The sequence below is a fragment of the Paracoccus versutus genome, assembly GCF_000763885.1.
In the GTDB taxonomy this organism is placed as follows: domain Bacteria; phylum Pseudomonadota; class Alphaproteobacteria; order Rhodobacterales; family Rhodobacteraceae; genus Paracoccus; species Paracoccus versutus.
Genome location: NZ_JRKO01000021.1, coordinates 46,338 through 68,695, shown reverse-complemented (window position 1 = coordinate 68,695; position 22,358 = coordinate 46,338). Strand labels below are relative to the sequence as shown.

Annotated in this window: 19 protein-coding genes and 1 tRNA gene; 16 read left to right on the top strand and 4 right to left on the bottom strand. The window is 70.2% G+C overall.

Annotated elements, in window-relative coordinates; all coding sequences use genetic code 11:
• Positions 1-54: 54 nt before the first annotated feature.
• From trkA to hflX, 4 genes are all read left to right on the top strand, one after another.
• A complete protein-coding gene (gene trkA / locus IT40_RS11275; protein WP_036754718.1) occupies positions 55-1,431 on the top strand; it encodes a Trk system potassium transporter TrkA in 1,377 nt (458 codons plus the stop codon).
• Between the two features lie 8 nt (positions 1,432-1,439).
• On the top strand, positions 1,440-3,059 hold the full coding sequence (locus tag IT40_RS11270; protein WP_036754716.1) for a potassium transporter TrkG: 1,620 nt from the start codon (positions 1,440-1,442) through the stop codon (positions 3,057-3,059).
• 76 nt (positions 3,060-3,135) lie between these two features.
• Positions 3,136-3,369 (top strand): RNA chaperone Hfq, encoded by a 234-nt coding sequence (gene hfq / locus IT40_RS11265; RefSeq protein WP_010394165.1) that lies wholly within the window; start codon positions 3,136-3,138, stop codon positions 3,367-3,369.
• Positions 3,370-4,677 carry a GTPase HflX gene (gene hflX, locus IT40_RS11260; protein ID WP_036754714.1) on the top strand — a complete coding sequence of 436 codons (1,308 nt, stop codon included), beginning with the start codon at positions 3,370-3,372 and terminating at the stop codon, positions 4,675-4,677.
• A 307-nt stretch (positions 4,678-4,984) separates the two neighbouring features.
• On the opposite strand, the gene IT40_RS11255 is transcribed toward hflX, so the two are convergent.
• Positions 4,985-6,067, bottom strand: a complete 1,083-nt coding sequence (locus IT40_RS11255) for a helix-turn-helix transcriptional regulator (protein WP_036754712.1) — start codon at positions 6,065-6,067, stop codon at positions 4,985-4,987.
• Positions 6,068-6,192: 125 nt separating this feature from the next.
• A complete protein-coding gene (gene miaA, locus IT40_RS11250; protein WP_036754710.1) occupies positions 6,193-7,083 on the bottom strand; it encodes a tRNA (adenosine(37)-N6)-dimethylallyltransferase MiaA in 891 nt (296 codons plus the stop codon).
• 85 nt (positions 7,084-7,168) lie between these two features.
• On the opposite strand from miaA, the gene pyrH reads away from it, so the two are divergent.
• From pyrH to IT40_RS30015, 8 genes are all read left to right on the top strand, one after another.
• Positions 7,169-7,903: a UMP kinase gene (pyrH, locus tag IT40_RS11245; protein ID WP_024844453.1), complete on the top strand. Its 735-nt coding sequence runs from the start codon at positions 7,169-7,171 to the stop codon at positions 7,901-7,903.
• Positions 7,904-7,983: 80 nt separating this feature from the next.
• Positions 7,984-8,547, top strand: coding sequence for a ribosome recycling factor (gene frr, locus IT40_RS11240; RefSeq protein WP_036754707.1), 564 nt, complete (start codon positions 7,984-7,986; stop codon positions 8,545-8,547).
• Between the two features lie 3 nt (positions 8,548-8,550).
• Positions 8,551-9,285, top strand: coding sequence for a polyprenyl diphosphate synthase (uppS, locus tag IT40_RS11235; RefSeq protein ID WP_036754704.1), 735 nt, complete (start codon positions 8,551-8,553; stop codon positions 9,283-9,285).
• Entirely contained in the window at positions 9,282-10,136 is an 855-nt protein-coding gene (locus tag IT40_RS11230) for a phosphatidate cytidylyltransferase (RefSeq protein ID WP_052095863.1), read from the top strand. Before uppS ends, IT40_RS11230 begins: the two co-directional genes overlap by 4 nt.
• Positions 10,137-10,140: 4 nt before the next feature.
• Positions 10,141-11,313, top strand: a complete 1,173-nt coding sequence (dxr, locus tag IT40_RS11225; protein ID WP_036754701.1) for a 1-deoxy-D-xylulose-5-phosphate reductoisomerase — start codon at positions 10,141-10,143, stop codon at positions 11,311-11,313.
• A complete protein-coding gene (gene rseP, locus IT40_RS11220; RefSeq protein WP_036754814.1) occupies positions 11,310-12,635 on the top strand; it encodes an RIP metalloprotease RseP in 1,326 nt (441 codons plus the stop codon). The genes dxr and rseP overlap by 4 nt, the downstream gene beginning before the upstream one ends.
• Positions 12,636-12,738: 103 nt before the next feature.
• Positions 12,739-15,072, top strand: coding sequence for an outer membrane protein assembly factor BamA (gene bamA / locus IT40_RS11215; RefSeq protein ID WP_036754698.1), 2,334 nt, complete (start codon positions 12,739-12,741; stop codon positions 15,070-15,072).
• Entirely contained in the window at positions 15,072-16,040 is a 969-nt protein-coding gene (locus tag IT40_RS30015; RefSeq protein WP_084197046.1) for an OmpH/Skp family outer membrane protein, read from the top strand. The genes bamA and IT40_RS30015 overlap by 1 nt, the downstream gene beginning before the upstream one ends.
• Before the next feature lie 30 nt (positions 16,041-16,070).
• On the opposite strand, the gene IT40_RS11205 is transcribed toward IT40_RS30015, so the two are convergent.
• The gene (locus IT40_RS11205) at positions 16,071-17,018 is read right to left on the bottom strand and encodes a nucleoside hydrolase (protein WP_036754696.1); all 948 of its coding nucleotides are present in this window, start codon (positions 17,016-17,018) and stop codon (positions 16,071-16,073) included.
• 63 nt (positions 17,019-17,081) lie between these two features.
• Positions 17,082-19,538, bottom strand: a complete 2,457-nt coding sequence (locus tag IT40_RS11200) for a penicillin acylase family protein (protein WP_036754693.1) — start codon at positions 19,536-19,538, stop codon at positions 17,082-17,084.
• A 129-nt stretch (positions 19,539-19,667) separates the two neighbouring features.
• Here IT40_RS11200 and IT40_RS11195 point away from each other — a divergent pair, with 129 nt between their 5' ends.
• The 4 genes from IT40_RS11195 to rplU all read left to right on the top strand — a co-directional run bounded on the left by IT40_RS11195 (position 19,668) and on the right by rplU (position 22,352).
• A complete protein-coding gene (locus IT40_RS11195; RefSeq protein ID WP_036754690.1) occupies positions 19,668-20,534 on the top strand; it encodes an NAD(P)-dependent oxidoreductase in 867 nt (288 codons plus the stop codon).
• Positions 20,535-20,582: 48 nt separating this feature from the next.
• Positions 20,583-20,658 (top strand) — tRNA-Val (locus IT40_RS11190).
• 18 nt (positions 20,659-20,676) lie between these two features.
• Complete coding sequence (locus IT40_RS11185) at positions 20,677-21,738, top strand: CaiB/BaiF CoA transferase family protein (protein ID WP_036754685.1); 1,062 nt, start codon at positions 20,677-20,679, stop codon at positions 21,736-21,738.
• A gap of 191 nt (positions 21,739-21,929) precedes the next feature.
• On the top strand, positions 21,930-22,352 hold the full coding sequence (rplU, locus tag IT40_RS11180; RefSeq protein ID WP_036754682.1) for a 50S ribosomal protein L21: 423 nt from the start codon (positions 21,930-21,932) through the stop codon (positions 22,350-22,352).
• Positions 22,353-22,358 lie beyond the last annotated feature (6 nt).

The window sequence follows — 22,358 nt, the reverse complement described above, 5'->3', positions numbered from 1 at the left end:
GCCCGCGCCGCGCGCTAGGATCGCGCCTCACGAAGGGCATGAACCGGGGCCGGAATGAAGATCATCATCTGCGGGGCGGGGCAGGTCGGCTGGCACATCGCACGCCATCTTGCGGGCGAGCGCAACGATGTCACCATCATCGACACCAATGCCGAGCTGATCCGGCGCGCCACCGATGCGCTGGACGTGCAGGGCGTGACCGGCTTTGCCAGCCACCCCGACGTGCTGGACCGGGCGGGGGCGCGGGACGCAGACCTGATCATCGCCGCGACCCATTCGGACGAGGTCAACATGGTCACCTGCCAGGTCGCCCATTCCGTCTTCCAGGTGCCGCGCAAGATCGCGCGGCTGCGCAGCTCGGCCTATCTGGACGCGATCTATTCCGATCTCTACCGCACCGACCACCTGCCCATCGACGTCGTCATCAGCCCCGAGCGCGAGGTGGCGCGCGCGGCGATGCAGCGGCTTTCGGCGCCCTCGACCTTCGATGCCGAGACCTTCCTCGAGGGGCGGCTGCATCTGCTGGGGATCTCGCTCGAGCCCGACAGCCCGGTGCTGAACACGCCCCTGCGCCAGCTCAACGACATGTTCATCAGCCTCAGCGCCATCGTGGCGGGGGTGCGGCGCGGCGGCAAGCTGTTCGCGCCCGAGCCGGGCGACCAGCTTTTCGAGGGCGACCAGGTCTATGTCTTCACCCTGGCCGAGGACGTCCCGCGCACGCTCGAGATCTTCGGCAAGCCCATGGCCAAGCAGGAAAGCGTGGTCATCATCGGCGCGGGCAACGTGGGCCTTGCCGTCGCCCAATCGCTCGAGGCGCGCCCCGAGCGCATCCGCGTCAAGCTGATCGAGCGCAGCCGCGCGCGTGCCGAGGATGCCGCCGATGCGCTGAACCGCACCATCGTGCTGAACGGCGACGGGCTGTCGGCCGAATTGCTGGAGGAGGCGGCCGTGCCGCGCGCCGATGCGGTCCTGGCCATCACCGACGACGACAAGACCAATATCCTGGCCGCGGTGCGCGCCAAGCAGGCAGGGGCGAAGCTCGCGATCTCGCTGGTCAACGACCCCACGCTGATGTCGCTGATGGAGCCCCTGGACATCGACGCCTTCATCAACCCGCGTGCCAGCACCGTCTCGACCATCCTGCGCCATATCCGGCACGGGCGGGTGCGCGACATCTATTCCATCGGCGATGCCGAGGCCGAGGTGATCGAGGCGCAGGTGCTGTCGACCTCGCCCATCGCCGGGCGGGCCGTGCGCGACATCGACTTTCCCGAAGGCGCGCTGATGGGCGCGGTGCGCAAGGGCGACCGCGTGGTCAAGCCCACGGGCGACCTGCGCATCGAGGAGGGCGACATCGTGGTGATCTTTGCCCTCGTCTCCGACATCCCCGAGGTCGAGCGCCTGCTTCAGGTCTCGATCGACTTCTTCTGAGTGCCGGGATGAGACTGCTGCTGCGCCTGCCGCTGATCGTGATCCTGGGGGGGATCGGCGCGCTGGCCATGGTGCTGCCGGGGCTCTACGCCCATGCGCTGGACGAGCACAAGACCGGCTCGATCTTCCTGGGTGCGGCGGGGATCTTCGTGATCCTGGCCGCGATCCTGGGCCTGGCCACCGCCGACCGGCCCGAAGGGCCGCGGGCGCGCAGCGTGCTTCTGACCATGCTGGGCACCATGGTCCTGCTGCCCGCCATGCTGGCCGTGCCCTTTGCCATGGCCCTGCCCGACACCGGCTTCTTCAATGCCTGGTGGGAGATGATCTCCTGCCTGACCACCACCGGCGCCTCGCTCTACTCGGCCGACCTGCTGCCGGCGCCGCTGCACCTGTGGCGCGCCATCGTCGGCTGGCTGGGCGGGCTGTTCATGCTGGTCGCGGCCATCGCGCTGCTGGCGCCGCTGCGGGTGGGGGGCTTCGAGATCATGTCCTCGCCCTATGGCCGCAGCGAAAGGTTCGAGCGGCTGCCGCGTTCGGCCGAGCCCTCGATCCTGGGCCAGCGGTCGCATCCCGCCTTCCAGACCGAACTGGCCGACCCGGTGCATCGGGTGATGCGGGCGGGCAGGGTGGTGCTGCCGGTCTATGCCGGGCTGACGCTGCTGATGTGGACGCTGCTTCTGATGCTGGGCGAGACCGGGCTGGTGGCGCTGACCCGCGCCATGGGCACGCTGTCGACCAGCGGCATCAGCCCCGTCGCCGGCCCCGCCGGGCAGGGCAGCGGCATGGCCGGCGAGGTGGTGATCTTCCTGTTCCTGATCCCGGCGCTGTCGCGCCGCTTCTGGCCCGGCGGGGGCGAGTTGAAGGCCAGCGAGAGCTGGATCGAGGATCCCGAGCTGCGCATGGCCGCGGGCGTGGTGCTGCTGGTCTCGGCCCTGCTGTTCGCGCGGCATTTCGCCGGGGCCATCGGCGTTTCCCCGACCGGGGCCAAGGGGGTGCTGGACACGCTCGACAGCGCCGCCTCGGCCGCCTGGGGCGGGATCTTCAACGGGCTGAGCTATCTGACCACGACCGGCTGGAACTCGGTCGAATGGCAGGGCGCGCGCAACTGGTCGGGGCTGAGTTCCCCCGGCCTGATGCTGGCCGGGCTGGCGATGATGGGCGGCGGCGTCGCCACCACCGCGGGCGGCGTCAAGCTGCTCCGGGTCTATGCGCTGGCCCGCCATTCCGAGCGCGAGCTGGAGCGGATCGTGCATCCCGCCTCGGTCGGCGGCGGCGGGCTGATGGCGCGGCGGCTGCGGCGCGAGGGGGCCTATCTGGCCTTCATCTTCTTCATGCTTTTCGCCAGCTCCATCGCGGTGACGGTGATGCTGATCTCGCTGCAGCGGATCGAGTTCGATTCGGCCACCATCCTGTCCATCGCGGCGCTGACCAATACCGGCCCGCTGGCCGGGGCGATTCCGCTGACCCCGACCTTCCAGGGCTCGGCCGGCATGGCGGGGGCGCCATGGGCGGGCTGGGCCGGGCTGCCGGCGCTGACCAAGGCGGTGCTGGCCGGCGCCATGGTCGTCGGCCGGGTCGAGACGCTGGCGATCCTGGCGCTGGTTTCGCCCGAATATTGGCGGCGCTAGGCGGGATCACATGCTTGCAAGCCGCCGCCCGCTCGCCTAAGTCTTGAAAACCAGCGATAAGAACAAGGTGCATCGAATGGCCGGCGACAAACAGAACCTCCAGGACGCTTTTCTGAACCATGTCCGCAAGGGCAAGGTTCCGGTGACGATTTTTCTTATCAATGGTGTGAAACTGCAGGGCGTCATTACCTGGTTCGACAATTTCTGCGTGCTTCTGCGCCGCGACGGGCAGTCGCAACTGGTCTACAAGCACGCCATCTCGACCATCATGCCGGGGCAGCCGATCAGCCTCTATGAGGGCGAGGACTGATTGGGCGAACCGACGGAAACCCGCGAGCGCCCGACACGCGCCTATGTGATCCATCCCGATCTGGGCAATTCGCGCACCCGCCGCTCGCCCGAACTGGCGCTTGAGGAAGCCGTGGCCCTGGCCCATGCGCTGCCCGCCATCGAGGTGGCCGGGGCCGAGGTGACGCGGCTGCGCAGCCCCGATCCGGGCATGCTGTTCTCCAAGGGCAAGCGCGAAGAGATCGGCCAGCACCTGAAGGCCGCCGCCGAGGGCGAGGGGGCCGAGCTGGTGCTGATCGACGGGCCGGTGACGCCGGTCCAGCAGCGCAACCTGGAAAAGGAATGGGGCGTCAAGATCCTGGATCGCACCGGGCTGATCCTCGAGATCTTCGCCGACCGGGCGCAGACGCGCGAGGGCGTGTTGCAGGTGGAACTGGCGGCGCTGGCCTATCAGCGCACGCGGCTGGTCCGGGCCTGGACCCACCTGGAACGCCAGCGCGGCGGCCTGGGCTTCGTGGGCGGCCCCGGCGAGACGCAGATCGAGGCCGACCGCCGCGCCATCGACGAACAGGTGGTGCGCCTGCGCCGGCAGCTGGAGCGCGTGGTCAAGACCCGCGAGCTGCACCGCAAGGCCCGCGCCAAGGTGCCCTATCCCATCGTGGCGCTGGTCGGCTACACGAACGCGGGAAAATCCACGCTGTTCAACCGCTTGACCGGGGCCGAGGTTCTGGCCCAGGACCAGCTTTTCGCCACGCTGGACCCGACCATGCGGCAGATGGTGCTGCCCGGCGGCCGGCGGGTGATCCTGTCGGATACGGTGGGCTTCATCAGCGACCTGCCGCATGAGCTGGTTGCCGCCTTCCGCGCCACGCTGGAAGAGGTGCTGGCCGCCGACCTGATCCTGCATGTGCGCGACATCAGCCATCCCGAGACCGAGGAGCAGGCCGGCGACGTGGGCGAGATCCTCGATTCGCTGGGCGTCGAGGAGGACGTGCCGCTGATCGAGGTCTGGAACAAGATCGACGCGCTGTCGCCCGAGACCCGCGCCGCCCTGCGGCGCACCGATGCGCGGACCCAGGGCGTGCAGGCGATCTCGGCCCTGTCGGGCGAGGGGCTGGACGATTTGCTGGCCGCCATCGAGGCGCGGCTGGCCGAAGCCCTGGACGAGCCGCGCCGTGAGACCGAACTGGTGCTGCCGCATTCGGACGGCCGGCGCCGGGCCTGGCTGCATGAGCAGGGCGTGATCGTCGCCGAGGAGGTGGCCGAAGAGGGCGTGCGGCTGCGGCTGCGCTGGACGGACCGGCAAAGGGCGGCCTTCGAGGGGCTTTGACAGCCTCTCGGCCGCGGCGAGCATGGGGCCTTGGCTTGCCGAAGCCCGCGCGGCGGCGGCACGCCCGCCCCGGCGAGCCTCTGCGCCATCGGGCCTTTCATCTGCGTCCCGATTTCCGTGATCCGCAGCACGGCCCCTTGTCGAAGCCCGCGGTGGTGGCGCAACTGCCCGAGCCGGCGGGCTTTTTTCCGTTCACCCTCGGCCTTTTCCGACGGGGCGCGACGCCGTTTCCCGTCGCCGGTCTGGCGTGCCGGGTTCCCATGCCAGAACCGCGCGGGGGCGTTCACGCCACCAGAATGCGCGGGGTTCAGCCAGCCGGGCGATCGCCGGGGCGGCTGCGGCTTTCTTGCATCAGCGCCCGATAGGCCTGGGGCGTGCGGCCGGTAGCGGCCAGGAAGGCGCGCATGAAATGGCCCAGCCCGCTGTAACCCAGCCGGTCCGCGATCTCGGCCAGCGGCTGGGTGTCGTCGCGCAGCGCCTCGGTCGCGCATTGCAGCCGCAGGTCGTAGAGCAGCTCCAGCGCGCTGCGTCCCCGGCTCAGCCGGCAGGCGCGGTCCAGCTGCGCCAGCGAGCAGCCCAGCTGCCGCGCCAGTTCGGCGATGGTCTGGCCGGATTGCAGCTCGGCCCGCGCCAGTTGCAGGAAATGCCCGGACAGCGCCCGCGCCTCGGCCAGGCTGGCGGGCGAGGGGGCGGATCGGCCCCCGCCCGGCCCCTCGTCGAGCCGCAACAGCACCGCGGCGATCTGCGCCAGTTCGCGCGCGATGGCGGCATCCTGCGCCTTGTCGTGCGGCGCCCTTGATCCCAGCGCGGCCATGGCCCGATCCAGCAGATCCGCATCCGCATCCGCATCCGCGCCCGCCGGCAGGCCGTGGCGCATCTGCGCGGGCAGCGCCAGGCCGCGGCACAGGGCGGGCGGGATCAGCAGCGCCAGTCCCCGCACCTCGGGCGGCGGCTTCAGCGAAAAGGCGGTGCCCGCGGGGATGAAGGCGACGCGGCCGGCCGGCAGCGCATGGTGGTGGCGCGGGAACATGATCGCGACCATGCCGCCGGTCGGGCGAAGCAGCACATGGTCGCCGCGAACCCGCGGGCTGCGCGGCGCAGCCGGGCTTCGCACCGGCCCGCCCCAGTGAAGGCCGGCCAGCGGGATCAGCCGCAACCCGTCGCCCGCCCGGCCCTGCGGCAGCAGGGAACGGGGCCGGGGCCCGCCCGCATCGGCCAGCCCGACCACGGTGGGCGACAGGACCGACGGGCGGCCCGCGGGGGCGGCAGGCGCCGGCAGCCGGGGATCGGTATCCGCCGGTTCGAGGATCGTGCCGATATTGACGCCCGCCGCGGCCAGCCGCGCCAGGACGGGATCGGGCGGGACGATGTGGCGGCGGGCTTCATCCATCAGCCGCGGCTTTCAGCGAATCCATGACCAAAGGCTATCCTCATGACGCGAGTCGATGAAGGATATAGTCATCCCAGGGTTGCTAAAAGATTAATATGTCTTGCCCCGCTTGCGCGGTGCGTCGGTCAGGGGCCGATGCCGATGCGGGGCCAGTCCCCCAGCCGCCCGCGAAAGAAGCTGCGCTGCGCCTTGGCATATTGCCGGGTGGCGATGACCGCACGGCGGATCGCCTCGTCCAGGTCGATCTCGCCTCGTAGCTGCGCGACCAGTTCCGGCGCGCCGATGGCCTTGGCCCAAAGCGCATCGGGGCTCCAGCGCGGCAGCAGGGCGCGCACCTCGTCCAGCGCGCCCTGGTCCAGCATCAGCCGGAAGCGGCGGTCGATGCGCCCGGCCAGCCAGTCGCGGTCGGGGTCCAGCACCAAGAGATGCGCGGCGGCGGGGTCGATCAGCGGCGGCGGCGTCTCGGCCTGCCAGGCGGCGATGCCGCGGCCGGTGGTGGTCAGCACCTCCCAGGCGCGCTGGACGCGCACCGGGTTTTTCAGGTCGATGCGGGCGCGGGTCGGGGCGTCCAGATCCGCGACCATGCGCGCCAATCCGCCGGGCTCGCGCAGCAGCTGGTCGGCCCAGGCGCGGATTTCCGGCGGGGTGGCGGGAATCGCCGCCAGCCCGCGGCTGAGCGCGTTCAGGTAAAGCCCGGTCCCGCCGGTCACGATCAGCCGGCCGCGGTCCAGCAGCGCCGCCACCTCGGCCAGCCAGGCGCCGACTGAATAGTCGCGGCCCGGCGCGACATGGCCGTAAAGCGCATGCGGCGCGCGCGCCTCGTCCTCGGCCGTGGGCCGGGCGGTCAGCACGCGCCAGCAGGACCAGACCTGCAAGGCGTCGGCATTGACGATGGTGCCGCCCTGCCGCTCGGCGATCTCCAGCGCCAGGGCGGATTTGCCGCTGGCGGTGGGCCCGGCGATCAGGACATGGCGCGCCGGGTCCAGCCCGGCCAGGATCGGGTGACGCAGGGTCATTTCGGGTCGGGTCGGCAGTGGTTGAACATGGGGCCTGTTTGCGACATTTTGCCCGGCAATGAAACTGCCGCAAAAAAGGTGAACCATGTCGGAAAGCGCGTCCAAGACCCGCGGAAGCTATTCGCGCGTGATGCTGAAGATTTCGGGCGAGGCGCTGATGGGGGACCAGGGTTACGGCCTGCACCCGCCGACCGTCGCCCGCATCGCGCAGGAGGTCAAATCCGTCCACGACATGGGCGTCGAGATCTGCATGGTCATCGGTGGCGGCAATATCTTCCGCGGCCTTCAGGGCAGCGCACAGGGCATGGAGCGGGCGACTGCCGACTACATGGGCATGCTGGCGACGGTGATGAACGCGCTGGCCATGCAGGCGGCGCTGGAGGCGCTGAAGATCCATACCCGCGTGATCTCGGCCATCCGCATGGACGAGGTGGCCGAGCCCTATATCCGCCGCCGCGCCGTCCGGCATCTGGAGAAAAAGCGCGTCTGCATCTTCGCCGCCGGCACCGGCAACCCCTATTTCACCACCGACACCGCCGCCACGCTGCGTGCCAACGAGATGAACTGCGAGGCGATCTTCAAGGGCACCAAGGTCGATGGCGTCTATGACAAGGATCCGAACAAATTCCCCGACGCGCGGCGCTATGACGACGTGACCTATGACGAGGTGCTGCAAAAGCATCTTGGGGTCATGGATGCCTCGGCCATCGCGTTGGCGCGTGATAACGACCTGCCCATCATCGTCTTCTCGCTGGACGAACCGGGCGGTTTCCGCGGGATTCTGGCCGGCACCGGCACATATACGCGCGTGCATGGCTGAAAAACCCGTATAGGCTTTGCCATGCCGGCGTGGCTCGGCTAAAAGCGGCGAAAATCACAGCACAGAGGCCATGACCGAGCATGTCCGACGAGATCGAGATCGACACCGACGACCTGGAACGCCGCATGAAGGGCGCGATGGAATCCCTGCGCCATGAATTCGCCTCGCTGCGCACCGGCCGCGCTTCGGCCAGCATGGTCGAGCCGATCATGGTCGATGCCTATGGCTCGCCCACGCCGATCAACCAGATCGGCACGGTGAACGTGCCCGAGCCGCGCATGGTCACGATCAACATCTGGGACAAGGCGCTGGTCGGCAAGGCCGAGAAGGCGATCCGCGAATCGGGCCTGGGCATCAACCCGCAGCTGAACGGCACCATCATCATGCTGCCGATCCCCGAGCTGAACGAGGAGCGCCGGCGCGAACTGACCCGCGTCGCCGCGCAATATGCCGAACACGCCCGCGTCGCCATCCGCAACGTGCGCCGCGACGGCATGGACCAGATCAAGAAGGCCAAGGCCTCGGGCATGTCCGAGGACGACCAGAAATTCTGGGAGGGCGCTGTGCAGGAACTGACCGACAAGATGATCGCCTCGGTGGACCAGGCGCTCGAGGCCAAGCAAGCCGAAATCATGCAGGTCTGACGCATGGCCGAGATCGCAGCCAGCCTGTCCAAGCCCGGCGGAGGGGACCAGCGGCCCCGTCATGTCGCCATCATCATGGATGGCAACGGCCGCTGGGCCAAGAACCGGGGCTGGCCGCGACTGGTCGGGCATCGGCGCGGCGCCGAGCGTGTCAAGCAGATCGTGCGCGCCTGCCCCGACCTGGGGGTGAACTGGCTGACGGTCTATGCCTTCTCGACCGAGAACTGGAAGCGCTCGACCGAGGAGGTGCTGGGCCTGATGGGCATCTTCGCCCGCTATATCGAGCGCGAGGCCGACGGGCTTTCCGCCGAGGGCGTGCGCATGCGCTTCATCGGCGGTCGCGAGCGGCTGGAGCCCAAGCTGCAGCGGCTGATGGCCGGGATCGAGACCCGCACCGCCGGCAACACCCGGCTGAACCTGACCGTGGCGATCAATTACGGCGGCCGCGACGAGCTGACCCGAGCCGCGGCGCGGCTGGCCGGCCGCATCGCGCGGGGCGAGGTGGCCGAGCCGACCGAGGCCGACCTGGCCGATTGCCTGGACACCGCCGGCCATCCCGACCCGGACCTGGTGATCCGCACCTCGGGCGAGACGCGGACCTCGAATTTCCTGCCCTTCCAGGCGGCCTATTCGGAATATGAGTTCACCAAGACGCTCTGGCCGGATTTCACGCCCGAGCATCTGGCCGAGATCCTCGACCGCTACGGGCTGCGCGAACGGCGCTTTGGCGGCGCATGAGCGGGGGCGGGCCACGGCCGGGCCGGCTGCGCGGCGCCTTGCAGCGCGGGCGCGACAAATGGGCCGACCTGTGGCCGCGCCTGCTGTCGGGCGTGGTGCTGGCGGTGCTGGGGCTGCTGCTCCTGCTGGCCTCGGGACTGTGGATCCGGCTGGGCGTTTCGGTCGTGATCGGGGTGATGATGTGGGAACTGGCGCGGCTGACCGGCTGGCGCCACCCCGAGTTCCGCAGCCCGCGCCACCCGGTGCTGATCGGCATCCTGTCGGGGCTGGTGATGCTGGCCATGCTGGTGCTGCCGGGCGACTGGCCGATGGCGCTGGCACTGGTGCCGATGATCGCCGGCTGGCACGGCACGCATGAACACGAACGCCCGGCCTATCTGCTGTTCACCCTGGCGATCCTGGGCGCGGGCTATGCGCTGGTGGTGATCCGCGAGGTGATGGGCCTGCCGACGCTGGCCTGGATCGTCGGCACCGTGGTGCTGTCGGACGTGCTGGGCTATTTCATCGGCCGCCGCTTTGGCGGTCCGCGCTTCTGGCCCGCCATCAGCCCCAAGAAGACCTGGAGCGGCACCATCGCCGGCTGGGTGGGCGCGCTGGTGCTGGCGCTGGTCCTGCTGCTGGCCGGGCAGGCGCCCTGGTCGGTGCTGGTGCTGGGCCCGCTGCTGGCGCTGGCCGGGCAGTTCGGCGACATCGCGGAAAGCTGGCTCAAGCGCCGGGTCGGGGTCAAGGACAGTTCCGACCTGATCCCCGGCCACGGCGGGGCGATGGATCGGTTCGACGCCATGGCCGGGGCGCTGCTGGTGGCGCTTGTGTTGTTGATCGGCAATCTTTTACCCGTGATCGGAGGCTGATAGCATGCGCAGCATATCGGTGCTGGGCGCGACCGGGTCGGTCGGCGAAAGCGCGTTCGATCTGGTGATGCGGGCCGGCGGGCCCGAGCGGTTCCGCACCATTGCCCTGACCGGCGGTGCCAATGTCGCGCGCCTGGCCCAGATGGCCCGCGCGCTGCGGGCCGAGATCGCCGTCACCGCCTGGCCGCAATGCCTGGCCGAGCTGCGCGCGGCGCTGGCCGGCAGCGGCATCGAGGCCGCCGCGGGGCCGCGGGCCGTGGCCGAGGCCGCCGCGCGTCCCGCCGACTGGACGCTTTCCGCCATCGTCGGCGCCGCCGGCCTGCCGCCGGGGCTGGAGGTGCTGAACCGCGGCGGCACGCTGGCGCTTGCCAACAAGGAAACCCTGGTCGCCGCCGGGCCGCTGGTCATGTCCCGCGCCCGCGAGACCGGCGCCCGCATCCTGCCGGTCGATTCCGAACATTCCGCGATATTCCAGGCGCTTCAGGGAGAAGACCTCGAAAGCGTCGAGCATGTGACCATCACCGCCTCGGGCGGCGCCTTCCGCGACTGGCCGCTGGAGCGGCTGGCGCAGGCAAGCGTGGCCGAGGCCAGCCGGCATCCGAACTGGGACATGGGCCAGCGCATCACCATCGACAGCGCCAGCATGTTCAACAAGGCGCTGGAAGTCATTGAAGCGCATGAGTTCTTTGGCCTTGGTGTCGAGCGGTTGCGGGTGCTGGTGCATCCGCAGTCGATCATCCACGCCATGGTCACGCATCGCGACGGCGGCAGCATCGCGCATCTGGGGGCGCCGGACATGCGCCATGCCATCGGCTATGCGCTGAACTGGCCGGCGCGCGCGCCGCTGCCGGTGCCGGCGCTGGACCTGGCGGCGCTTGGCAGCCTGACCTTTGCCCAGCCGGACGAGGCGCGCTGGCCCGCCCTGCGCCTGGCGCGCGAGGCGATCGAGGCGGGCGGCGCCGCCGGCGCGGTGCTGAACGCCGCCAAGGAACAGGCGCTGGACGATTTCATCGCCGGGCGCATCCGCTTTACCGACATGGCCCCGGCGGTCGAGCATGCGCTGGCGCTGGCCGCGCGCGAGGCGGGTTTCGGGCAAAGCCCGCGCGACCTTGCCGAGGTGCTGCATTGGGACGGCTTCGCCCGGCGTGCGGCGGCGCAATGGCAGGGGGCGGCATGAGCCTGGTTCTGGACGCGATGGGCGGATTCCTCTGGACCGCGGCGGCCTTTGTCGTCGCGCTGTCGGTCATCGTCACCGTGCATGAATATGGCCATTACTTCGTCGGCCGGCTTTGCGGCATCAAGGCCGAGTGCTTTTCGCTGGGCTTCGGGCCGCGGCTGGTCTCGCGGCGCGACCGGCATGGCACGCTGTGGCAGGTGGCGGCGGTCCCGCTGGGCGGCTATGTGCGCTTCCTGGGCGATGCGGATGCGGCCAGCGCCGGCTCGGTGCCGGTCGAGCCGGCCCGTGCGCGCCAAAGCCTGACCGGCGCGCCGCTCTGGGCGCGCTTCGCTACCGTGGCGGCGGGTCCGGTCTTCAACTTCGCGCTGTCGATCCTGGTCTTTGCCGGCATGGCGATCTGGCAAGGGCTGCCGGTCGAGGAGGTCGAGGTAGGCCGGCTGCACCCGACGCCGCCCGGCATCGAGATGCAGCTGCAGACCGGCGACCGCGTCCTGGCGCTGGACGGCCGGCCGGTCGAAAGCTGGCGCGACCTCGGCACGGCCGCGGCCGACCTGCCCGCGCGGGCCAGCCACGACTGGACCGTGCTGCGCGACGGCGCGCGGATCACCGTGCCCGGCCCGCATCCGATGCCGCCGCTGGTCATCGGCATCGCGCCGCGCAGCCCGGCGGCCACGGCGGGGCTGAAGCCGGGCGACGTGATCCTGGCCGTGGACGGCGCCCCCGTCTCGCGCTTCGACGAGTTGCGCGAGCATGTGGCCAAGGCCGAGGGCCGGCCGGTGCTGCTGAAGGTCTGGCGCGAGGGCGAGGGCGAGGCCGACTATACCCTGGCCGCGCGCGAGCAGGATCTGCCCACCGACGACGGCTATACCCGGCGCTGGCTGATCGGCGTGACCGGCGGCGGCACCTATTTCGAGCCGGCGACCCGGCCCGCCGGCGCCGCCGAGGCGCTGGGGATCGGCGCCGCGCGCACCTGGGACATCATCGCCTCCTCCGTCTCGGGGCTCTGGGCGATGATCACCGGCCAGATCGGCAGCTGCAACCTGGGCGGCGCGATCTCGATCGCCGAAACCACGGGGCAGGCGGCCTCGGCGGGGGGCAGCAACTTCATCTGGTGGATCGCGGTGCTGTCGGCGGCCATCGGTTTCCTGAACCTCTTGCCGGTGCCGGTGCTGGATGGCGGGCACCTGATGTTCTATCTCTACGAGGCCGTGGCGGGGCGGCGCCCCTCGGACCGGGTGATGGACATCCTGTCGGCGCTGGGGCTGGCGGCGGTTCTGTCGCTGATGGTTCTGGGCCTCACCAACGATCTTTTCTGCCCCTGAGCGGCGCTAGGCTTTTGACAGCATGGCCCGCTTCGCGGTATCCATCGGGGCAAATATGGCGGGGCAAACCCGCCGGGCAATGCATTATTCGCGAGGGGCGGCGATGACGGACAGGAAACTCGGCAAGGGCGCGCTGGCGCTGATCTCGGCGCTGGCGGTGGCCGCGCCGGTCGCGATGGTGGCGACCCCCGCCTCGGCCCTTGTCTTCAGCAACGTGCGGATCGAAGGCAACCAGCGCATCGAGCCGGCCACGATCCTCTCCTATCTGGACCTGCCGCGCGGCCAGGACGTCTCGGCCGGGGCGCTGAACGACGCCATGCAGCGGCTGCAGAATTCCGGGCTGTTCGAGACGGTCGAACTGGTGCCCTCGGGCGGGACGCTGGTGGTCAGGGTGGCGGAATATCCCACCATCAACACCGTCGCCTTCGAAGGCAACAAGCGGCTCAAGGACGAGAACCTGGCCGAGATCGTCAAGTCGCAGTCGCGCCGGGTCTATTCGCCCGCCCAGGCCGAGGCCGATGCCGCCGCGATCAGCCAGGTCTATGCCTCGCAGGGGCGCCTGGCCGCCCGCGTCGATCCGCGCATCATCCGCCGCGGCAGCAACCAGGTCGACCTGGTCTTCGAGATCCGCGAAGGCGACGTGACCGAGATCGAGCGCATCGGCTTCGTCGGCAACCGCGCCTTTTCCGACCGCCGGCTGCGCAACGTGCTGCAAACCAAGCAGGCCGGCATCCTGCGCACCTTCATCCGCCGCGACACCTTCGCCCCCGAGCGGGTGCCGCTGGACGAAAAGCTGCTGACCGATTTCTACCGCTCGCGCGGCTATGCCGATTTTCGCGTGCAGGCGGTGGCGCCGGAACTGGCGCGGGAACGCGACGCCTTCTACATCACCTTCCAGATCCACGAAGGCCCGCGCTATACCTTCGGCACCATCAACACCGTCAGCGAGATCCCCGGCGTCGATGCGGCGGAATTCGCCGCCCAGAACCGGGTCAAGCGCGGCGCGGTCTACAACCCGACCGATATCGACACCACCATCCGCCGGATGGAGGCGCTGGCGCTGCGCAAGGGGCTGGACTTCGTCAGTATCGAGCCGCGCGTCACCCGCAACGAGCGCAGCCAGACCCTGGACCTGACCTTTGCCCTGACCCGCGGCCCGCGCGTCTTCGTCGAGCGCATCGACATCGAGGGCAACACCACCACCCTGGACGAGGTGATCCGGCGCCAGTTCGCCACCGTCGAGGGCGACCCCTTCAACCCGCGCGAGATCCGCAACTCGGCCGAGCGGCTGCGCGCGCTGGGTTATTTCGCCGATGTGCAGGCCGAAAGCCGCCAGGGCTCGACGCCCGAGCAGGTGATCGTCGACGTGAACGTCGAGGAGCAGCCGACCGGCAGCCTGAACTTCGGCGTCAGCTATGGCGTTTCGACCGGCGTCGGCTTCAATATCTCGCTTTCGGAAAAGAACTTCCTGGGCCGCGGGCAACAGGTGGACCTGGCCTTTTCGACCGGCACGGATACGCAAAGCTCGGGCCTGACCTTCGTCGAGCCCTATTTCCTGGGCCGCGACCTGCGGGCGCGGGTGCAGGCCTGGTACAACACAACCGACCGGCTGAACTCCGACTACAACACCCGCACCGTGGGTTTCTTGACCGGAATCGAATTCCCGGTTTCCGAGAACGGCCGGCTTGAACTGCGCTACAAGCTCAGCAAGGATACGCTGTTCGACGTCGAAGAGCCTCATGAGGATTCCGAAGGCAACTTCGTCGGTTCGTCGCAGATCCTTTATGACGAGCAGGGTGGCTATTTCACCTCGGCGCTTGGCTATACCTACAGCTATGACAGCCGCATCGCCGGGCTGGACCCGGTGACCAGCTACCGGCTGCGCGCCGGCCAGGATTTCGCCGGCCTGGGCGGCGACGTGAAATCCGTCACCAGCACGCTTTACGCCGGCGTCGAAAGCCGCGCCTGGCGCGAGAACGTGACCATGCTGGCCGAGTTCGAGACCGGCGCCGTGCATATGCTGGACGACGAGGACAGCCGTTTCCTGAACCGCTTTACCGGCAACGGCAAGATCCGCGGCTTCGAGCCGAACGGCCTGGGTCCGCGTGACCTGGCGGCGCCGAACGAGGATGCGCTTGGCGGCAATTATTTCTGGGCGCTGCGCACCGAGCTGCAGTTCCCTCTGGGCCTGCCCGAGGAATACGGCATCACCGGCGGGCTTTTCGCCGATGCCGGCTCGGTCTGGGGGCTGGACCGGACCAGCGGCACCAACGGGGTCGAGGTCGACGACGGCATGAAGGTCCGCGCCGCGGTCGGCGCCTCGATCTTCTGGACCACGCCGATCGGGCCGCTGCGCTTCAACTTCGCCAAGGCCCTCAAGAAAGAGGATTACGACGAAGAGCAGTCCTTCGACCTGACGATTTCGACCCGGTTCTGATGGCAGGGGGACGCGGCATCGCGGCGCTGGCCCTGGCCGCGCTGCTGGCGGTGCCTGGGCGCGCGCCCGCCCAGCCCGTGCCCGAGCAGCCTTCCGGGCAGGCCGGGACGCCCACGCCCGAGGCGGCGCCCATCGTGGTCGAGACGCCGCCCCCGAACGGCCAGGCGGTGCTGCCGGTCCTGACGCTGGACCAGGATGCGCTGTATCTGCATTCGCGCTGGGGCCAGCGCGTGCAGGCCGAGTTGGAGCGGCGCGGAAGCGAGATCGCGGCCGAGAACGAGCGGCTGGTCGAGCAGTTCGCCGCCGAGGAGCAGGAGCTGACGGCGCTGCGCCAGACCCTGCCGCCCGACGAGTTCCGCAAGCGGGCCGACGAGTTCGACAAGCGCGTGGTCGAGGTGCGCCGCGCCCGCGACGCCGCCCCCCGCGCCTTGCAGGCCGAGGCCGAGGAAGAGCGCCAGGCCTTCTTCCGCGCCGTGCTGCCTGTCCTGGCGGCGGTGATGCGCGAGCGGGGCGCGGTGGTGGTGCTGGACCAGCGCGCGATCTTCGTCGCCTCGCAATCCATCGACGTCACCGAGGTGCTGATCGAGCGCATCGACCGCGAGATCGGCGCGGGCCCGCTGGCCGACCCACCCAAGGCGGATGCGCCGGTGCAGAGGGGGAACGGCGCGCCGCAGGATGGCTCGGGACAGGACGGGCAGGACGCGCGGGCGCCGGGTGACGATGCGGCACGGGATGATGCGGCCCCCGAATCCCCGGCGGCACCCGAACCCGACCCCCAGCCGGGGGACGGCGCGGGCCCGCTGGCCGACCCGCCCAAGGCGGATGCGCCGGTGCAGACGGAGAACGATGCGGCGCAGGATGGCTCGGGACAGGATCTGTCGGTGCCGGGAGACGATGCGACGCGGGACGATGCGGCCTCCGAGCCCCCCGCGGCACCCGACCCCAGGCCCGGCGGGGCGGAGGAATAAACCCCCACCTGCCCGCGGCAGGTGTGGCTGCTATCCGACCCTGCGGTCCAGATCGCCGATCCGTTCCGTCAGCAGCGCGAAGAAGGCATCGGCCTCGACCTCGCGGATGAAGGTGGCGTTGGGCGTCCGGCCGCTGACCCGCCACCAGTCGGCGACGGTCATGCCCAGGGTGTATTCGCCCTGGGTCTCGATCTCGACATTGATATAGCGGCCGGTGAACAGCTCGGGCTTCAGCAGCCAGGCGATGGTGCAGGGGTCGTGTAGCGGCGCGCCCTGGCTGCCGTATTTCTCGCGGTCGTAGCGTTCGAAGAAATCGGTCCAGCTGGCGACGGCCTGGCCGACGCGGCCCATGGCGCGCATGCCCTCGACCCAGGCGCGGCTGGTCAGGGCGCGATGCGTCACGTCGAGCGGCATCACCGTCAGCGGCGCGCCGCTGGCAAAGACGATCTTCGCCGCCTCGGGATCGACATGGATGTTGAACTCGGCGGTGGGGGTGATGTTGCCCACCTCGAAATAGGCGCCGCCCATCAGCACGATTTCCTGCACCCGCGGGATGATGTCGGGCGCGCGCAGGAAGGCGGTGGCGATATTGGTCAGGGGGCCGATCGGCACCAGCGTCACGCTGCCCGGCTTTTCGCGGCGCAGGGTCTCGATCAGGAAATCGACGGCATGGCCGGGGGCGAGCGGCATGGTCGGCTCGGGCAGGGTGACGCCGTCGAGCCCGGTCTTGCCATGCACATGCTCGGCCGTGATCAGCTTGCGGTGCAGCGGCGCGTCGCAGCCGGCATGGACCGGCAGATCCGGGCGGCCAGCCAGTTCGCAGACCATCCGGGCATTGCGCTGGGTATGGTGCAGCGGCACGTTGCCGGCGACCACGCCGAGGCCCAGCACCTCGATCTCGGGGCTGGCCAGGGCCAGCAGGATCGCCACGGCATCGTCCTGGCCGGGGTCGGTGTCGATGATGATCTTGCGCGCCATGGGCTGTCCTTCGCTGCGTCCCGGCCCGCAGGGAAGCCCGGCCGGGCGCGGGATGCAAGCCCCCTAATCGCCGGCCGGTTGCAGGTGGGTGATGCCCGCCGCCGCCGCCCGCGCCAGCGCCGGGTCCAGCGACATGACCACGTATTCGCCGCGCCGCCACAGCTCGGCCATGTCGTCGTAATGGCGCGAGAAGGGATGGCCCGATTGCCCGGTCGAGATGACGAAGACCGAGCTGTCGGGGTCGGCCAGGTCATAGACGCCGCGATAGGCGGCCCCGGTCACGTTCAGCCAGGGATTGCGGCCCCGGCCCAGGAAGCCGGCATGGGCGATCGTCGCCTCGCCGCCCGAGGTCGGCTGGATCAGGTTCACGATATAGGAGATGCCCCGCATGTCCCCCAGCGCCGGGTGGACATGGCGGGCGCGGTGCAAGTCGCCCCAGCGCCAACTGGCAAGGTCGGGGCCGAAGCGCGCTACCAGGTCCAGCAGCGCCGCGTCCAGCGCCTGCCGGGCGATCTGGGTGCAGGTCTCGACAGGGGCGGACTGGCGGATGTCGCACCATTCCGAGGCGCCGCCGGCGTCGCGAAACACCCGGTCGATGAAAACGGGGAACAGCTCGGTCAGGTCCTGCGCCAGCGGGCCGAGGTCGTCGCGCACCAGCCGATCCTGCAAGGCCCGCATCCAGGCGGCATAGATCAGCGGCTCGGGCAGATGCTCGCTCATCGCGCCGTCCCAATTGGCCAGCAGCGCCAGCGCGTCCTGGCGCAGCCGCTCGGGCGTGCCCTGGGCCGCGGGTTCGCCGGTGAACCACAGCTCGGCCCCGACCAGCGGCAGCAGGCCGCGGGCCACCGGGCTGACGATGTCGGTCTGCGCGGCGATGAAGCTGTCGCGCGAATGCACCTCGCGCGATTCGATCAGGTGGCGCAGCCGGCCCAGCCGGTAGCCGTCGGCCCGGTCGTGGCCCAGCCCGGCCCAGCCCGGCTCGGCCGCGCCGGTCGCGGCGACGATGCCGCTTTCGGGGCTCAGCTCGGCCAGTTCGGACGGTGCGGGGTCGAGCCCCTGCCAGCGGTTCTGCACGACCCAGCCTGGCGCGGGCATGCGTCCCGCCGTCTGGTGCCCGGCGGGGCGCTGCGGCAGGGCGCCGGCCAGCACCTGGCCCACGCCCCGCGCATCGGCCAGCGTCACCGTCAGGGCCGGCGCGACCATGCCGCGCAGCGCCTGTGTCGCCGCCTGGCGGTCCTGCGCCCGCATCAGGCCGATCAGCGCCGACATGCTGCGGTCCTCGCCATGGCCGCCGGTCCAGGACAGCGCCGCGACATGGCCGGCCGGCAGGATGCTGGCAAGGTCCAGATGCGCGGCGGGGATGACCGGGCCGTTCTCGGTCTCGCGCAGGGTGATGGTCTGCGGCTCGGCGCCGCGGATGCGCAGGGTCTCGCGCCGGGTCGCGAACTCGGTCCAACCCTGCGCGCCGCGATAGCGGTTGGGATCGCCGGGCTGGACCTCCTCGATATACAGGTCCTGGTCGTCGATCCAGGCCGGGGTGATGCCCCAGGCCAGGCCGGTATTGCGACCCGACAGCACCGCGGGAATGCCGGGGATGGTGCCGCCGATCACCCCGCCCGAGCCAAGCTCGATCCGTGCCAGATACCACAGGCCCGGCGCGGTCAGGGCGAATTGCGGGTCATTGGCCAGCAGCGCCCCTCCCGCCGCCGTGCGGCCGGCCGCGGCGGCAAAGCCGTTGGCCGAGGCCCCAGCCGCCGGCGCCAGATAGCCGGCCAGCGTCGCCGTCCAGTCCCGCGGCCCGGCACCGCGTTCCGGGGCGGCAAAGCGGGCGCCCGGAAAAAGCGCGGCATAGCCGGGCAGCGGCGGCTCGCCCGGCATGGCGACCAGATCCTGCCCGCGTTCGGGCGCGGCCAGAGACAGCCGCGCGCGCAGCACCTCGCGGCGCAGCTGCACGCTGGACGAGGCCGCCAGCAGCTTCAGGATCGCCAGCGAATCCGCCGGCTCCCAATAGGCGATGTCGTCGGGATAAAGGAAGAACTCCGGCGCCCCGCGCCCGCGCGCGCCCAGGTTGACCTGCTCGATCCAGGCGTTGATGCCCGCGGCATAGGCTTGCAGCGCCTCCAGCACCTCGGGGTCCTGGGCCTCGAGCGAGGCGCGGGCATTGCGGTAAAGCCCCAGCCGGCGCGCCAGGTCGTCGGCGGGCAGCGCGCCCATGCCATAGATCTCGGCCAGCCGGCCCTGGGCCGCACGGCGCAGCACGGTCATCTGGAACAGCCGGTCCTGGGCATGGGCAAGCCCGAGCGCGAAGAATACGTCGCGGTCGCTTTGGCCGAAGATATGCGGCACGTCCTCGGTCGTGCGCACGATCTCGACCGGGGCCGAGATGCCCTGGACCGCATAGCTGCCGTCGTAATTGGGCAAGGAGCGGATGGCGAAATACCAGGCCAGCGTCACCAGCGCCAGGGTCAGCAGGATCAGCCCGACCGTCAGGCGCACAAGCCAGCGGAAAAGTGTCACCATGAAAAGGCACGGTCCCGAGCTTGGGCACGAGAGGTTGACCCCCGCGCCGGGTGATGAAATTCATCGGGGTGAATAGGGCAGGGCGCGGGCCGGATCAACGCGCCTTTTCGACACGAAAGGGAGAATCTGATGGCGCGGGTGGCATTTCTGGGACTTGGGGTGATGGGCTTTCCGATGGCGGGCCACCTGGCCGCGGCCGGGCATGAGGTGACGGTCTGGAACCGCAGCCCCGCCAAGGCCGAGGCCTGGGCCGCGCGCCACAAGGGCCGCCTGGCCGCCACCGCACGCGAGGCGGCCGGGGGCGCCGAATTCGTCATGGCCTGCGTCGGCAATGACGACGACCTGCGCCAGGTCTGCCTGGGCGAGGCGGGCGCCTTTGCCGGCATGGGCCGGGGCGCGGTCTTCGTCGATCACACCACGGTCTCGGCCGCGGTCACGCGCGAGCTGTCCGCGGTCGCCGCCGAGGCCGGGCTGGGCTTCGTCGATGCGCCGGTCTCGGGCGGGCAGGCGGGGGCCGAGGGCGGCCAGCTTTCGGTGATGTGCGGCGGCGCGCAGGCCGATTACGACCGCGCCGAGCCGGTGATCGCCGCCTATGCCAAGATCTGCAAGCTCATGGGCCCCTCGGGCGCGGGGCAGCTGACCAAGATGTGCAACCAGATCGCCATTGCCGGGCTGGTGCAGGGCCTGTCGGAATCGCTGCATTTCGCCGAAAAGGCGGGGCTGTCGATCCCCGAGGTCGTCGAGGTGATCAGCCAGGGCGCCGCCGGCAGCTGGCAGATGGCGAACCGCCACCGGACCATGGCCGAGAACCGCTTCGACTTCGGCTTTGCGGTGGACTGGATGCGCAAGGATCTGGGCATCTGCCTGGCCACCGCCGACGAGACCGGGGCAAGCCTGCCGGTGACGGCGCTGGTCGACCAGTTCTACAAGGAGGTGCAGGCCATGGGCGGCGGGCGCTGGGACACCTCGTCGCTGATCGCGCGGCTGCGCCGGTGACGCCCGTGCTTGCCAAGGACGCCGGGATCGCGCTATCAGCCGGCAGGGGGGCGGTTAGCTCAGTTGGTAGAGCGTCTCGTTTACACCGAGAATGTCGGGGGTTCGAGTCCCTCACCGCCCACCAGTCCCCCGGAGGCCGCGAATGACCGGCGCCCTGTCCAGCCTGCGCATCATCGAGATTGCCGGCATCGGCCCCACGCCATTCGCCGCCATGTGGCTTGCCGACCACGGCGCGCAGGTGGTGCGCATCGCCCGGCCCGGCGCGCCGCAGATATTTCCGCTCGACCGCGACGTGCTCGACCGCGGCCGCGATTGGCTGGAACTGGACCTGAAATCGCCCGAGGGCCGCGGGATCGCCCGCGACCTGATCCTGCGCGCCGATGCGCTGATCGAGGGCATGCGCCCCGGCGTGATGGAGCGGCTGGGCCTCGGCCCCGAGGATTTCGCGGAAAACCCGCGCCTGGTCTATGGCCGCATGACCGGCTGGGGCCAGACGGGCCCGCTGGCCCATTCCGCCGGCCACGACCTGACCTATCTGGCGATCACCGGCGCGCTTTCCGCCATCGGCCCCGCGGATCATCCGGTGCCGCCGCTGAACCTGGTCGGCGATTTCGCCGCCGGCTCGATGTATCTGGTCTCGGGCATGCTGGCGGCGATCCTTGCTGCGCGCGAGACCGGCCGTGGCCAGGTGGTCGATGCCGCGATCACCGACGGGGTGGCGCATCTGATGGCGATGATCTCGGGGCTGCGCGCCAACGGGCTGTGGCGGGACCAGCGGCAGGCCAATCTGCTGGACGGCGGCGCGCCCTATTACAGCTGCTATCCCTGCGCCTGCGGCGGCTTCCTGGCCATCGCCGCCATCGAGCCGCAGTTCTGGGCGGAACTGGTCCGGCAACTGGGCCTGTCCGAGGCCGACCTGCCCGACCGCGCCGACCCGGCGAACTGGGCCGCGCTGCGCGCGATCCTGGCCGCGCGGATCGCCACCCGCAGCCGCGACGACTGGGCGACCGTGCTGGAGGGGACCGATGCCTGCGCGGCCCCGGTGCTGTCATTGGACGAGGCGCCGCGCCATCCGCACAACCGCGCCCGCGGCGCCTATAGCGGCACCGATCCGCGCCCGGCGCCGCTCATGTCGGCCGGGCTGGGTGCGCTGCGCGAGGGGCGGCGGCTTGCGGTGGAGGAGGCGCGCGATCTGTGGCGCTGAGCCGCCATTTCGGTTGACTTGCCCGGCCGAATCCGCGATATACCCGCGACCGGCCGGGCACATGTCCGTTGCCGGCATCATATTTTGAACCTCACCCGAGACAATGGGTGCGCTGTCCGAAGGCGGGGCCTGGCCCCGGCAACACCTGCAAGGCAGGGGCCGAAGGACGCGGCAGAGCAAGGAAAGACGGAATGTTCGCAGTTCTCAAGACGGGCGGCAAGCAATACCGGGTTCAGGCCGGTGACGTGCTGCGCGTCGAAAAACTGAACGCCGAAGCCGGCGACAAGGTCCAATTCAACGACGTGCTGATGATCGGCGCGACCGTGGGCGCGCCGCTGGTTGCCGGCGCCGCCGTGCAGGCCGAGGTGATCGACACCATCAAGGCCGACAAGGTCATCACCTATGTCAAGCGCCGCCGCAAGCATTCGTCGCAGCGCACCCGCGGCCACCGCCAGCAACTGACGCTGGTCCGCATCACCGAGCTGCTTGAAAAAGGCGGCGACAAGACCGATGTGAAAGCCGCCGTCGGCGCGCGCACCAAACTCGAGCCGGCCGCCAAGCCGGCAAAAGCCAAGAAGTCGGAAGCCGAAGTTTCGGCCGAAGACGCCAACTGAGGCAGA

What these genes read in the sequence shown, in the direction of transcription:
- trkA (WP_036754718.1), top strand. Translation starts at nt 55, where the DNA reads ATGAAGATCATCATCTGCGGGGCGGGGCAGGTCGGCTGGCACATCGCA.
- IT40_RS11270 (WP_036754716.1), top strand. Translation starts at nt 1,440, where the DNA reads ATGAGACTGCTGCTGCGCCTGCCGCTGATCGTGATCCTGGGGGGGATC.
- hfq (WP_010394165.1), top strand. Translation starts at nt 3,136, where the DNA reads ATGGCCGGCGACAAACAGAACCTCCAGGACGCTTTTCTGAACCATGTC.
- IT40_RS11255 (WP_036754712.1), bottom strand. Translation starts at nt 6,067, where the DNA reads ATGGATGAAGCCCGCCGCCACATCGTCCCGCCCGATCCCGTCCTGGCG.
- miaA (WP_036754710.1), bottom strand. Translation starts at nt 7,083, where the DNA reads ATGACCCTGCGTCACCCGATCCTGGCCGGGCTGGACCCGGCGCGCCAT.
- pyrH (WP_024844453.1), top strand. Translation starts at nt 7,169, where the DNA reads ATGTCGGAAAGCGCGTCCAAGACCCGCGGAAGCTATTCGCGCGTGATG.
- frr (WP_036754707.1), top strand. Translation starts at nt 7,984, where the DNA reads ATGTCCGACGAGATCGAGATCGACACCGACGACCTGGAACGCCGCATG.
- uppS (WP_036754704.1), top strand. Translation starts at nt 8,551, where the DNA reads ATGGCCGAGATCGCAGCCAGCCTGTCCAAGCCCGGCGGAGGGGACCAG.
- IT40_RS11230 (WP_052095863.1), top strand. Translation starts at nt 9,282, where the DNA reads ATGAGCGGGGGCGGGCCACGGCCGGGCCGGCTGCGCGGCGCCTTGCAG.
- dxr (WP_036754701.1), top strand. Translation starts at nt 10,141, where the DNA reads ATGCGCAGCATATCGGTGCTGGGCGCGACCGGGTCGGTCGGCGAAAGC.
- rseP (WP_036754814.1), top strand. Translation starts at nt 11,310, where the DNA reads ATGAGCCTGGTTCTGGACGCGATGGGCGGATTCCTCTGGACCGCGGCG.
- bamA (WP_036754698.1), top strand. Translation starts at nt 12,739, where the DNA reads ATGACGGACAGGAAACTCGGCAAGGGCGCGCTGGCGCTGATCTCGGCG.
- IT40_RS30015 (WP_084197046.1), top strand. Translation starts at nt 15,072, where the DNA reads ATGGCAGGGGGACGCGGCATCGCGGCGCTGGCCCTGGCCGCGCTGCTG.
- IT40_RS11205 (WP_036754696.1), bottom strand. Translation starts at nt 17,018, where the DNA reads ATGGCGCGCAAGATCATCATCGACACCGACCCCGGCCAGGACGATGCC.
- IT40_RS11200 (WP_036754693.1), bottom strand. Translation starts at nt 19,538, where the DNA reads ATGGTGACACTTTTCCGCTGGCTTGTGCGCCTGACGGTCGGGCTGATC.
- IT40_RS11195 (WP_036754690.1), top strand. Translation starts at nt 19,668, where the DNA reads ATGGCGCGGGTGGCATTTCTGGGACTTGGGGTGATGGGCTTTCCGATG.
- IT40_RS11185 (WP_036754685.1), top strand. Translation starts at nt 20,677, where the DNA reads ATGACCGGCGCCCTGTCCAGCCTGCGCATCATCGAGATTGCCGGCATC.
- rplU (WP_036754682.1), top strand. Translation starts at nt 21,930, where the DNA reads ATGTTCGCAGTTCTCAAGACGGGCGGCAAGCAATACCGGGTTCAGGCC.